This window comes from Bacillus sp. 05T21, from assembly GCF_056396785.1.
Genome location: NZ_JBFTMD010000039.1, coordinates 15,230 through 28,208 on the forward strand (window position 1 = coordinate 15,230; position 12,979 = coordinate 28,208).

General features: G+C 34.8%; 11 protein-coding genes and 1 pseudogene. 5 read left to right on the plus strand and 7 right to left on the minus strand.

Annotated elements, in window-relative coordinates:
- The first annotated feature begins 84 nt into the window (after positions 1–84).
- From AC1DKZ_RS30255 to AC1DKZ_RS30265, 3 genes are all read left to right on the plus strand, one after another.
- Entirely contained in the window at positions 85–591 is a 507-nt protein-coding gene (locus AC1DKZ_RS30255; RefSeq protein WP_476997739.1) for a DUF3189 family protein, read from the plus strand.
- A 717-nt stretch (positions 592–1,308) separates the two neighbouring features.
- Positions 1,309–1,944, plus strand: a complete 636-nt coding sequence (gene ycaC / locus AC1DKZ_RS30260; RefSeq protein ID WP_286096924.1) for an isochorismate family cysteine hydrolase YcaC — start codon at positions 1,309–1,311, stop codon at positions 1,942–1,944.
- Between the two features lie 148 nt (positions 1,945–2,092).
- Complete coding sequence (locus AC1DKZ_RS30265; RefSeq protein ID WP_429692062.1) at positions 2,093–2,254, plus strand: hypothetical protein; 162 nt, start codon at positions 2,093–2,095, stop codon at positions 2,252–2,254.
- A gap of 30 nt (positions 2,255–2,284) precedes the next feature.
- Here AC1DKZ_RS30265 and AC1DKZ_RS30270 read toward each other — a convergent pair whose 3' ends face one another.
- Positions 2,285–2,971: an alpha/beta hydrolase family protein gene (locus tag AC1DKZ_RS30270; RefSeq protein WP_476997740.1), complete on the minus strand. Its 687-nt coding sequence runs from the start codon at positions 2,969–2,971 to the stop codon at positions 2,285–2,287.
- An 18-nt stretch (positions 2,972–2,989) separates the two neighbouring features.
- Positions 2,990–3,490, minus strand: a complete 501-nt coding sequence (locus tag AC1DKZ_RS30275) for an alpha/beta hydrolase (RefSeq protein ID WP_476997741.1) — start codon at positions 3,488–3,490, stop codon at positions 2,990–2,992.
- Positions 3,491–3,548: 58 nt separating this feature from the next.
- Between AC1DKZ_RS30275 and AC1DKZ_RS30280 the strand changes: the two genes are divergently transcribed.
- Positions 3,549–3,896, plus strand: a complete 348-nt coding sequence (locus AC1DKZ_RS30280) for a hypothetical protein (protein ID WP_476997742.1) — start codon at positions 3,549–3,551, stop codon at positions 3,894–3,896.
- A 928-nt stretch (positions 3,897–4,824) separates the two neighbouring features.
- Here the strand turns inward: AC1DKZ_RS30280 and AC1DKZ_RS30285 are convergent.
- From AC1DKZ_RS30285 to AC1DKZ_RS30305, 5 genes and pseudogenes are all read right to left on the minus strand, one after another.
- Positions 4,825–6,075 carry an MFS transporter gene (locus AC1DKZ_RS30285; RefSeq protein WP_476997743.1) on the minus strand — a complete coding sequence of 417 codons (1,251 nt, stop codon included), beginning with the start codon at positions 6,073–6,075 and terminating at the stop codon, positions 4,825–4,827.
- Between the two features lie 27 nt (positions 6,076–6,102).
- Positions 6,103–6,696 (minus strand): ArsR/SmtB family transcription factor, encoded by a 594-nt coding sequence (locus tag AC1DKZ_RS30290; RefSeq protein WP_476997744.1) that lies wholly within the window; start codon positions 6,694–6,696, stop codon positions 6,103–6,105.
- Between the two features lie 485 nt (positions 6,697–7,181).
- Entirely contained in the window at positions 7,182–8,252 is a 1,071-nt protein-coding gene (locus AC1DKZ_RS30295; RefSeq protein WP_476997745.1) for an acyltransferase family protein, read from the minus strand.
- Positions 8,253–8,813: 561 nt separating this feature from the next.
- Positions 8,814–11,769: pseudogene (locus tag AC1DKZ_RS30300) on the minus strand (Tn3 family transposase).
- 31 nt (positions 11,770–11,800) lie between these two features.
- Complete coding sequence (locus AC1DKZ_RS30305) at positions 11,801–12,346, minus strand: recombinase family protein (RefSeq protein WP_098307600.1); 546 nt, start codon at positions 12,344–12,346, stop codon at positions 11,801–11,803.
- Between the two features lie 357 nt (positions 12,347–12,703).
- On the opposite strand from AC1DKZ_RS30305, the gene AC1DKZ_RS30310 reads away from it, so the two are divergent.
- Positions 12,704–12,979 (plus strand): GNAT family N-acetyltransferase (locus tag AC1DKZ_RS30310; RefSeq protein WP_476997746.1); only part of this gene is annotated, 276 nt, incomplete at its 3' end.

Below are 12,979 nucleotides of genomic sequence, written 5' to 3' on the forward strand. Positions count from 1 at the left end.
ACCAAATATATCAGTTTTTGATTAGTAAATGATGAAATGGTGATACTAATCAATATTGAATGTAAATGACAAAGGAATGAGAATATGATTTTTATTTACACTGATTATGGCGGAACGCATACAACCTCACTAGCTGCAGCGTATCATTTAAACAAACTACCAATTAATCGGAAATTAACGAGAGAAGAAATTTTAAATGTGGACTATTTTAATAAACTTAAAACTTCTGATATGGGAAAAATTATTTTTCATGGCCGAGATGAGGGAGGCAACCCTGTTTATACAGTAGGGTGCGGGGCATCGAAAGTTGTGGTACCATCTATGAAAAATCTAGGCGAAATTCTTCAACATCAATATCAAAACAACGAAAAAATCATTTTTTCAAATACGTCACCAACCGTTCCACTTCCTATGACGTTTGGTGGTTTATTCTCTAGAAGATTACATATTGATTTTATTGGTGTTCCATTACTTGTATGGGGCGCAAAGATTTGTTGTGACAATGTACACAGACTGGTGAATTATACAAAAGAAGCTGGTAGACTGACAAATGATTACGTTGTTATATTAGAGAATAAGACTTTTAAATGAAAAAAGCAGGATATATTGCTATCCTGCTTTTTTCTATAACATTTCAACTTTCTTTCGAATCATAACCTTATCAATTTTGGGTTCTTCATCGCCGATAAATAAGCCGCGTTCTTTCAAATACATTTCAAAATATAAATCAGCTTCCGCGCGTTCATCATAAGGTTTTACAGATAAAACAAATCCTCTCTCTAGCTAATTGTTCTAAAGCATCAGGTGACATATATCGTTGAAACTCCTTAGAAAACAATTCTAATTTATCAAAAGTCGATAAGTTCATGCCAAAAACGCATCCTTTCCTATGATTCCACAGAAAGAATAGCGTATTTTTCATTTTAAGGAAATTTAGTTTTGTTAGCTTGATAGTGATGTGGCGGGATCCCTTATCTGGGGTAGCACCACATGCCCATCAAGCTAAGAGTTTTAAGTACCCCCTAAATGTACCTTTGAAATAAAGTCGTACTGTTTATAAATTATCAATACCTGAATTAGAAAAACACTTTTAAATAAAGGGATTTATATATATCCGCGTAACTCACCTTTATATCTCTAAGAAATCTTTTTGAATCGAATTCCCTCAAAAAAATTGTGGGAAATAAAACGTCGTCAACAATTTTACCTATTTATCTCATTTTTAACAATACTTATAATAATAAATTAAATTCAGTATCATTATAAATGGGCCTTTGCCCACCAAATTAATTAAAGGGGGATTACATAATGTCTGATCTCTATTCTCGTCTTTCCAAAGATGATGCTGTCGTTCTACTTGTAGATCATCAAACGGGTCTTATTGCTGGGCTAGTACGTGACTATAGTGTTGATGAGTTCAAGAACAATGTTATGGCTCTTGCTAACACTGCTAAATTTTTTGAGTTACCGGTTATTTTAACAACAAGCTTTGAAAATGGACCTAACGGGCCACTAATGCAAGAATTAGTTGAACTCTTCCCTGATGCATCAAAAATAGCTCGTCCTGGACAAATCAATGCTTGGGACAATGAAGAATTTGTAAGAGCGATTGAAAAAACAGGTAAAAAACAACTAATCATCGCAGGTGTGGTTACAGATGTTTGCGTGGCATTCCCTGCATTATCTGCCATAAAAGCAGGATATGAAGTGTTCGTTGCAACCGATGCATCAGGAACTTTCAGTCAACAAGTTGCCAATGCTGCCCTTACACGCATGGCGCATGGAGGGGTTCAGTTAATGAACTGGTTTAGCATTGCATGCGAATTACAACGTGACTGGAGAAATGACGTTGAAGGATTTGGAGACTTACTTGCTAAAAATCTTCCTAGTTATCAAAATATTATTGGAAGCTATAGGGGCGCTCAACGAGAGCTTATCAAATAAGAACAAAAAAGACCTATCTATAAATTTAGATAGGCCTTCTTATCTTTTTATATCAATAATGAATATTAAGTGAACAAATAATATTGAAGCTATTAATAGTAGGTGTGGTTATCATCTCTTCCAGTTTGCGTAGGGAGGAGGTGATAATATGATCGCATTATTTTGTGTGGAATTAGCTAGTCACGTTCTGCTGTTTCAATATTTAATTCAAGTATTGAAACAGCTGTTTAAGAGGAATACAGCATTTGCTACTGTTTCACCTTCTCCAGCCTCAATAAAAAGGTGGTTACCACTTTGTTCAAACAGGTAACCACCTTTTTTTGCTCCATATTCATATTGCTCAACTAACGATCCTCAGGGTCGTGTGGAGCCAGTCGAAGATGGTCTGATGAAGCAGACGCATTGCGCCCATATGGCAGTGCTCGCCTGCCCCATCAGCGTTTCGCATCACGACATGCTTGTGCGGAGCTTTTAGCTCGGATGCGAGCTTGCTTGCCTGCCCCTTGAACACAAGGTCGTTCTCTCCCTCAAGAATTAGAGCCGGGGACTTGATCTTGCGCATGTCTTCGGTGGTGAGGGCAAACTGCTCGCTCTTACGGATGTATTCCGGTTCATTCGAAGTGCCAAACACCCACACACCATTCTGCAACGCCCAGCGAGCGTAGGTGTCGTGTTTTTTGATCCATTCGAGTACAGGTATCGCCAGCTCATCGCGTCCGGCTTTGATCCACTCAACAAGGAATTCTGGAAGCGGAGGATACGTCGCGCCAAAGCTCGTCATACCGTCGTCGAGCACGATTGCTGCCGGACGATGATCAAAGGCGGCTGTCCGAGCGCACAGATATCCGCCCAGGCTATATCCGAATAACACAATTTTGGACTTATCAATCTCAGGACGTGTCTCAGCATAATCCATAACAGGACCGAGCACTACTTCCCAGTCCGGACGGTAGGATACTTTCTTCTCGCGGATCATGCGACCCGTACCAGGACCGTCATACAGGATTACGTTAAAACCGCGTCGCAAGGCTGCTGCGCCAATGACCTAGTAGCCTTCTTCTGTCGTCGAGTCAAATCCATTGGTGTAAATGAGAGTCGGCCGGGGTTTCCCACTGTCGTCCACGAGGAGCAAGTATCCGGGGAGCTTATCTTTGCCGTAAGGGATGGCGATTTCCTCGAAGGGGCCATCCAACAGTTTGCCCGCCTTCACAAACGCCTCGCGAGAAAGACTGAACAGCTCGAGAACGTGTGGATCGTTTTGGGGATCCTTGCGCCGGTAAAATTCAGCGTTGCGATAGTAGGCCGAAGCGCGCAAGAATGCCTCCCGTGCGCTGATTTTGTCTCCATGCTCGAAGGAATATTTGCCACGCTCATAAATACGGTCTGCGGTAGATTTCCACTCCCTCATCCATGCTTCTTCATCCCCCTCCGGGATTGCAGCAACGGTCAAGAACACTTCGTTGAGATCAGCGCCGTTGTCAACTGCGAATCCAGCCGCACGTAATGTTTCGAAATTAAAAGATTTATCTTTGAAAAAAAAATCCATGACATAAACGTCCTTTTGACTTGTCATTGAAGGGAGCAGTTGTGTATCAGTTTCCTTTTTGGCGGATGTTGCATACATTGGATTATTTACTGGAGCTGTATACACTGGAGATACTGCGGATGGTGCATGCATCGGATTATTTACTGGAGCTGTATACGTTGGAGATACTGCGGATGGTGTATACATTGGATTATTTACTGGAGCTGTATACACTGGAGATACTGCGGATGGTGTATACATTGGATTATTTACTGGAGCTGTATACACTGGAGATACTGCGGATGGTGTATACATTGGATTATTTACTGGAGCTGTATACGCTGGAAATACTGTGGATGGTGTATACATTGGATTATTTACTGGAGCTGTATACGCTGGAAATACTGCGGATGGTGCATACTTTTGAAGTGTGGGTTCCATAAAATTAACTGGGTACTCATAACGCCAACAGTGCTTTAGATATTGTTCGTACATGTTCTCCTCCTACTTTCTAAATAACTCATTAAAGAATATGTTAATATCATATATAGTCTATAATATAGGAATCGTGATGGAAAAGTGCTAAGTAGATTCCTACTCTTTAATAAAAAACGGCTCAATCTCAAAATGAATCTGTAAAACACTTTGTGTAAGCTTTCAAACCTATTAACAATGAGGAAAATCATTTTATTTATTTTCAAAGAAGAATTATAGTATAGTCGTTTATGAGAAGTAAATTCTATTCAGCTGAAAACCTTATCGGCAAACTAATTTTGTCGATAGGGTATTTTGTAACTTTATAAAAAAGATAGAATGCAACTTCATATTAATCCTTATCCCCTTTATCATCAGATTATTACTATAAATAAATTATACAGGAAAATAAGGATTAAAGAATTAATAATAATTATTTGTTATTAATATGAGGTCCCGCCACATGCCCATCAAGCTAAAGTTTTATTACACCCCCAAAACGAAATTTTTAGGCTTTCTTGTAACGAAAAAGCTTATTTATCGTTTTTGGGGTGACCTGTTTTCTTAGGTTGATGGCAATGTGGTACTACCCCATCGCTATCAAGCTAAGATTTTGAGGTACCCCCAAAACGAAATTTTTATCTCTTGACAGTTATTTATGTGAATTCAGATTATTTTTTGTTTTGGGATCAACCTATATTTTAAGTGGATGGGCATGTATAGTGGGACCCTAATACAGAATAATATACTTATTTCCAATAAAAATAAGATACCTCTGTACACCCAATACGGAAAAAATTTTTAGTACATTTATAAATAGCATTGCTCCACCTGCTTAACCTGAACGAACATTTAATTTCTAGAAATACTGCACTGTTTAGTTAATCTGTATCACGTACAATTTTATATTTTATTATGAAAAGAATGGATAAGATAGTTATGAGTAAGCCACAACATAGTAGAATGTTAGATATAGAAGTGCCAAATGTTAAGCATATAGATACAAAAGCATAAGATAGCGGAACTAAACCGTTCGAAGAGGCATTTACGAAACTCATAACTCTCCCTAGCTTATCTGTTTCACTGTTTTCTTGAATAATAGACACCAGTGGTACATTAATCATAGAAGACATGAAACCCATCATCACAAGTAAAAGGATTCCTTGCCATAAATCATACATTTGACCAAGGAGAGAAAGAAAAATACCAAGAAAAGAAATAAGTATTAGAATAGAAAGACCTCTATTTTTCCTAATATTTAAAAGCCCAATCAATAAAGCGCCTCCTAGCATTCCTCCTTGATAAGAGCTTTGTAAAAAACTGACCTCAACTGCCTTTCCATGTAATACCTCGCTCGCTAATAATGGAATTCCCATAAGTAAAGGGCCAAAGAAGAGGACGTTTATTGTCATTAAAATAAAAAGTATAGATTTTAAAAAAGGCATGTTCCATACATATTGAAAACCTTCTAATAGCTCTTGTCTGGTAGATGCTTGCTTAGAAGACGGTGAAGAATTTTTTTCTTTAATACATAAAGTGAAAGCGGATGTAATTAATAAAAAACAAGCAACGAAGAGAAATAAAACCGAGAAAGAACTAACTGTAATAATCCAGCCGCCTATCATTGGTCCGGCAAACATTGCAACTTGATTAGAAGTTTGAATAAAGGAATTAGATCGAGTTAACATCTCTTTTGGGACTAGAAGAGGAAGAAGAGACTGATTCGCTGGTGAAAAGAAAGCATCCAGAATTCCAAATAGTAGTGCAAAAAACAGTAACGACCATAAATTTAATAGATGTAAATGTAATAAAGTAATCATTACAAAAACCAGTAAAAAACGCGTGAAGCTAGAAACCAACATAATTTTTGAACGTTTAAAGCGATCTGCCCATACACCTCCAACAGTCATTAGGAGGACTCGCGGGATTAGAGTTACCATCATGACAATCCCAAGTGCTGATTCCTGACCTAAAGCTCGAATAACATACCATTGCTCTGCAAATAGGTAGGTTGAAAGAGCAAGAAAAGAAGAGGTACTAGATAACCAAAGAAATAAGAATGCACGATTTTTAAATAATGACATGCTTGTATACTTAGGTTGAACTTGTTGTGATATAAATGGCTCACTCAAAGAATATTCCTCCCCACAAATAATGAATTATAAATCTTCGTTAAAGAGCAGTTGATCAATTTCAAAACCTGTGATTGTAACATAAAAGTTTTTATTAGTATCAGTTTCTGTGGAAGCTGCTAAAGTTTCTTTAACAAGGTTTCTATACTGATTTAAAAACTTTATAAATTGTTCTTCTGTTAATGAGAATTCTGTTTGCATCGAGATACTTGGCCAATCTTCAACATGGGAAGATGTTAAATCGAATGAGGTATCTGGAGCAGTTAATACTCTTGTTTGTGCACGATGTAATACTTCTAAATAGGATTGTCTTGTTGCCTGTTGCGATTCAATGTAGTGAAGTAATTGATTTGCAGGAATAAAGCCACGCGAAACAGCCTGATAGTACTTTAAAATATTCCCTCCCTGTTCTTCTTTTTTTACTAATTGAATGATGTTGTGTTTTTCTAGTTCGCGGAGGTGATAGAGTATTTTTGCGCGAGAAAGATTTAAAAGCTGAGCAAGTTGATGACCTGTATATGGCTTTTCGACTAAGTATATAAGCATTTTTGTACGTAATGGATCGCTTATTACTTTTAATTGTTCATATGTTTCGATAATGGAAATGGCTTTTTGTTTCATTATGCATCATCCTTTTTTTAACCAGTTAAATTTATTTAACTCGATTGTATTACAATTTTAAATAAAAAGAAAGTTAATTTAGAAATTTATAAATTAAAACAAAGACAGTAGGATTCCATGTAGAGGTCCAAACACACGTCCATCAACTTACAGAACAGGTTGCCCCTAAAACGAGAAAATCGCCATCTCCAGATTAAAATGTACAATTTTTTGTTCAAGGCGTACCGCCAACATTTTAACGAAAATATACGCTAAACAAAATTCGACATGAAAAAATGTTAATTTTACTACTCTAAGGGAACCATCCAATCTCAAAAACGCGCAGGTATTTGAAACAAAGAAAATTCACCTTAAAATGTCGTAAAAACAGCTTTAAATCTGTCTCAAGACTCATCTCTAAATCAGAATCTCAATTCGGATTGAGATTTCCTTAGCGTATAAAAAGGTTAAAATGTGAGTGCCACCCCATATAAAACTTTGCCCTGTCAAATACCATTTGACTTTAATTTTCGATTAATCCTTATTTTCCCTATAATATACGGACCAATTTTTAATTTGTTTAAAAGATACACCACAGGAATTGATAATAGTATACCAATAAAAAAATCAATAAATAATGAGCCGAAAAGAGTTTGAAACTGAGGTATTTTTATTAATATCATATTGGATATAGTCCTATGAAAAAAAGGATGTAGTAAGTAAATTCCAAATGAGTATTGGCTTATTAGTATTAAAAATTTAGGTACATGTTTCATTTTTGATGCAATATGGAAAAAGAGAAGTATTGTAAATATTGTAAATAAAAGAACATCAATTCTTTTAGAACTAGTAACAGTTAAAATATTAAAATGTTGAAAAAGAATAATAATTATTCCTGTTAGAATCCATAAAGAAATAATCCATTTTAAATTTTTATTTAACCATGTTTTAAAATATTCGTAATGAGAACCCGCATAATATCCGATAAAAAAGTAAATTATCCAACCTGGAAATGGAATCCAAGAGTATTGGTACCAAATATAATCTCCATATGGAATATAAAAAGGTTTAATAAAATTAAAAAAGCTTAAATAAATTAAATTAATAAGTAACGAGCAAACAAGAACAATTTTAGGAGGAAAGAACCTCTCTACTTTATTAAAAATAATGTATAAAAAGTAGAATTGAAATATAATTAAAACAAAATAACCATGAAAATCTCCTAATATAATATTTTTTATAGATTGTACTAAAATTGCATGAAATCCATTTCCATAATTTGAAATGAATGCATAAAAAATCCCCATACATATAAAAGGAAATAATATAAATTTTACTCTCTTTGAAATGAAGTTATTAGGTAGTTTGTCTTTATAATTATAAACTATTATAAATATAGATATAAAAACAAACATCGGTGTACCGTACATAAGCAATAATTGAAGATACGCTATGAATTTATCAATTATATTATCTGACCCAAAATGTGCAGGACTTCGTGTTATAGCATGTATCAAAACCACACTTAAACATGCTAGACTTCTTAAAACTGTAATTTCTGGAACCTGTTTGTTCATAAATACCACCTTTAACATGACTTACATATCTCTATAAATTCCGATTAAATTTTCCGCATATCAAAATTATTTTGAAAGGTGGCTTGTTTCTTACGATTCCCAGCCGTATCAATCTTAATCCCCATAAAGAAGAAGGGGTACTTAAATGCGGCGAGAAATAAAATAGGATTTATATAATAGATGTGTATAACGTGTAATGTTATACTCTATATCTTAAAAAAAGCTTAATACAGTTTATACCATTTAAGCAGTTAGATTTTGCTTTAGAGCATATTATAACCATACCTAAGAATCTAAATTTCAAACTAATCAAAATTACCAAAGTATATTTAATGGCATCGCTCCCCACATCCATCAACTTAAAATTTTATAGCGTTCCCAGAACAAAATTTTGTGTTAACTGGTAGCAAAAAAGTACATTTTTCCGTTTTGGGGGCACTTCAAAATCTTAGCTTGATAGCGATGGGGTAGCACCAACAAAACGCGAATTTCGTACGCTAAGCAATTTTTCACATAGAAAAAGCCAATTTCCTGTACGCTAAGGAAGTTGGCTTTTTACTGTTAATTTGTTTGTAGTGGTCGAAGAGATTCTAAAGGTGCAATTTCTTTCTTATTAAATCGGTATTCTCCTAGGAAATTAATATGTTCCCATCCTAATGGAGAAATATGTTTTAATAGCTCTTCATCAAATTTTTCTTTTTTCTTCAAAACTTTTATTGCTTCACTTAAATAAACTGTATTCCATACACTAATCGCATTAATTAACAGGTTTAGAGCGCTACTTCTTTGAAGCTGATCTTGTAGCGCTCGTTCTCGTAATTCACCATGTTTTCCAAAGAAAATTGCTCGAGCTAGTGCATTCATAGCCTCTCCTTTATTCAATCCTCGTTGGATACGCCTACGCATTGTTTTATCTGAAAGGTAATCTAAAATAAAAATTGTTTTCTCAATTTTTCCTATTTTTCTTAATGCTTTTGCTACTTTATTTTGACGAGTATAAGACCCTAATTTACCCATAATTAACGCACCCGATACTTTACCTTCTCGTATAGAATGAGTTAACCGTAAAACATCATCATAATTATCATAAATTAACTTCATATTAATTTGTCCCCGTATTAAAGTTTCTATATTTGAGAATTATTTAGGTAATCCTATTGTATACAATTTAGAAGTGGCTAAATCGCGTAAACGAGGTGCAAATCGAAACCCTAATAAATGAGCCAATCCAAAGACTTGGTCTGTATAACCAGCTGTATCTGTGTAGTGCTGTGCTCTTCGATAACTAAATCGGATTCATGGTGTAATAATCCATCGATAACATGCACAGCATCCCTAGCATTTGTGTTAATCACTTTTGTATAAAAAGAAGAAAATTGGTCACTTACGAATCGATAAATGGTTGCTCCTTTTCCTGTCCCATAGTGTGGATTAAAACTAGCACTGAGAGAAGATACCCCAATTTGAACTCTCATTCCATCCGATGATGAAGTAGTTCCATCTCCCCAATAAGAGGATAAAGGAATTTTATGCTGAAAGTTTACGAGTATGGATTGAGCACGTTGAAAAGCATCATCATACATTCGCCACTGGCTAGCGTGAGCCAACTGATGATAGGAGATGCCTGGAGTAGCATCAGCCATTTTAGTTAGACCAATGTTAGTTCCCATCGCCATCATTGCAGCAAGAGATATAATAATTTCATCGCCTTTAGGCGGTTTATTTGTTGATGCGTGAATCAGTTGCTGTTCAAAATTTGTCCAATTCGACACTTCTAGTAATAAATCCGTTAGTTTTATACGTGGTAACATATTGTATAGCTTAGCGCTTAGTTTCTTGGCGTCTTCTGGGACATCTCGTTCTAAACGATGAATACGCAAACTTCCTTTTTCTAAATCTACGCCTTCTAGAGAATTTATATTTTTAGAAAAGGATTCAATTCGATGCAAAAGGGTTTCAGTGCGCTCTTTTATATATTCTTCTACTTGAATCGGAACCGCTAACCTGGTACCGATATTTTTACTTTTTGTCCATTCTTGTTGTGGAATAAGATATTCATCAAAATCTTTATGTTGTCTACTACCTACAATAGAAATATCCCCTGAGCGTACATAATTTCGAAGTTCAGTAAATGCGGCCAATTCGTAAAAATGTCGATTAACACTTCCGTCTTCATCATATACATATCTTTCCCAACGCTTGGAAACAAAGCTTAATGGAGCACCTTCTGGAACTTTTCGTTTTCCAGCTTCATTTAACTCGTGGATAGTATCTAAAGCTAATAAAACGGGATTTGCATACTTGGTAGATCGAAATTCTAATGTTCTGAGTAGTGTTGGCGTATACTTACGTAAATAATTATAACGACTTTCTAATAAATCAAGATAATCATAATTCATAGGACGAGATAACTTTTTTGCTTCCTCTACAGAGGCTATAAATGTATCCCAAGGCATCACCGTTTCTAATAATAAAAATGGATCTAAGTTTTCTTGTCTAGCTTTAATTAAAGCTGTTCCTAGATTCGCGTAATGATTGATTTTTTCATTAACTGATTTTCCATTCTGTTTTTGAATTTCTTCTTGCTGTTTCCTTCCTTTTAGTTGAAGATTCATAATCTGTTTATCATGAATTTCAAATGCTTGATCAACCAAATCCTGTGTTAAATCTATTAAATATGCAATCATGATTGCATATTTTTTGGTGCTGTGAAATCGTCGGAAAGAGAAAGGTTCATATCTTGCTCCTATTCGAGATAATTGCCGTATTCGATTTGGATGTAACCCTTTGGTATCAAGCTTTAATGTTAATTTTCTTATGTAATCTAAGCGTTCAATTACTTTTAAAAATGCTTCAGGAGAAAATTGGCCAGGTATTTCTCTTAGCCACGATAAATAAGTTTTTGAAGTATTAGGCATTGGATGGAGTAGGCTATCTAACTTTTCTTGTTGTGAAGAAGTCAAAGAGGATGTTAGTACTTTAAAATTTTTTCTTCTGTACGCTTACGTACTTCCCATACAGCTCGTTCTATTGTTGGTATTGCAGGTAAAATAATTTTCTCTTTTCGTAGTTCTTGTAATACAGTTTGAATCAGATACATTGTATTTCCATTTTCTAATGCATATGGTTGTAGAAATTTAGAAATCCTTCGATAATCACGAGTGGTAAAGTTACGATATCCATATTCTTTACGTATTTCTTCTAGATGTTCTCGCCTAGTAGGTTCTCGTTTTGCATATGCTTCATAGACCGTATGGTCTACACCAATTTGTTTAGCAACAAACTTTAAGAGTCCTTCAGGAATTACTGGTATATTCGTAACAGTACATCCAGGATATCTTATGACACAAAGCTGAACAGCAAATCCTAAGCGATTGTGATCTCTACGATGTTGATTAATAATTTCAAGATCTTCTGCAGAGAATGTGTAATGCAGTGCTAGCTCATGTTCTGTTTCAACAGAAATATGTAATAGTTCTTCCCTTTGTACAGGTGTGAGAAGTTCTTTTCCTCTCATAATATTTCCTCCATTTATAAAAGTAATGAGGTTATTTGTTAATGTATCGATACAATGTTGTTTTACTTAGACCGGTAGCCTCTGTAATTTGTTTAATGCTATATTCTTTACTTTGATACATTTTAAGAGCCATTTCTACTTTATCTGTATGTTTTTGGGGTCTTCCGCCTTTTTTTCCACGAGCTCTAGCTGCATTTAATCCTGTTTTGGTACGTTCGCTAATAATATCTCTTTCTAATTCTGCAATACTTGCCATCATTCGAAAGAAGAATTTCCCCATAGCATTAGAGGTATCAATGTTGTCATGAATAGAAATAAAATCTACACCTAGTTCTTTGAATTTTTCACTTAACTCAATTAGGTGTTTTGTAGAGCGAGAAATTCGATCAAGTTTGTAAACAACTATCTTATCGCCTTTACGTAATACTTTCAGCAACTCTTCGAGTTGCGGACGATCTTTTTTTATTCCTGTCATTTTCTCCTGATATAGCTTTTCTACACCATATTGTTGCAAAGCATCTATTTGCATATCGAGATTTTGTTCTTCTGTGCTGACACGAGCATAACCAAAAATCAAATTATTTCACTTCCTATCTAAATATATCTATTAAAATAGTACCAAAAACCTCATTAAATTTAAATAAGAAACTTTGTTTTTGGATATGGGTTTTGGTACTCGATATGGATGGGTTTTTAACGCTGTTGTTAAAAAAACAAACAAGTGCCATAAACGGTCGTTTAAGGAACTTTATTTATTTCTAACGAAACTAACGGAACAGATTAGCATTAAAACAATATTTTGTGTTATTGCAGCAAAAGATCGTTGATTAATGGTTTAAATTAAGTAATGATTGAACTAGTTAAAGAGTAGATAATGTGTTTCAATGTTATTTTTATGTTTAGTGCTATTAAAACTCGAGAGGAGGGAAATTCAATGGAAAAGGAATTTCCTATAATTGAAACAAGAAGATTAATCTTAAGAGAAGTAACAACAGAGGATGCTAATGATATGTTTAAATATCTATCTGATAAAGATGTTGTGAAATCTATGGGGCTAATACCTTTCCAAACTGTAAAAGATGTATGGGATGAAATAGGGTGGTATAAATCTATATACGAAGAAGGTACAGGAATTAGATGGGGAATTACAATAAAAGATTCTGGCAAGGTTATAGGAAGTTGTGGTTTTCTTAATATGCTTACCAAACAT

What these genes read in the sequence shown, in the direction of transcription:
- ycaC (WP_286096924.1), top strand. Translation starts at nt 1,309, where the DNA reads ATGTCTGATCTCTATTCTCGTCTTTCCAAAGATGATGCTGTCGTTCTA.
- AC1DKZ_RS30275 (WP_476997741.1), bottom strand. Translation starts at nt 3,490, where the DNA reads ATGGATTTTTTTTTCAAAGATAAATCTTTTAATTTCGAAACATTACGT.
- AC1DKZ_RS30290 (WP_476997744.1), bottom strand. Translation starts at nt 6,696, where the DNA reads ATGAAACAAAAAGCCATTTCCATTATCGAAACATATGAACAATTAAAA.
- AC1DKZ_RS30255 (WP_476997739.1), top strand. Translation starts at nt 85, where the DNA reads ATGATTTTTATTTACACTGATTATGGCGGAACGCATACAACCTCACTA.
- AC1DKZ_RS30295 (WP_476997745.1), bottom strand. Translation starts at nt 8,252, where the DNA reads ATGAACAAACAGGTTCCAGAAATTACAGTTTTAAGAAGTCTAGCATGT.
- AC1DKZ_RS30265 (WP_429692062.1), top strand. Translation starts at nt 2,093, where the DNA reads ATGATCGCATTATTTTGTGTGGAATTAGCTAGTCACGTTCTGCTGTTT.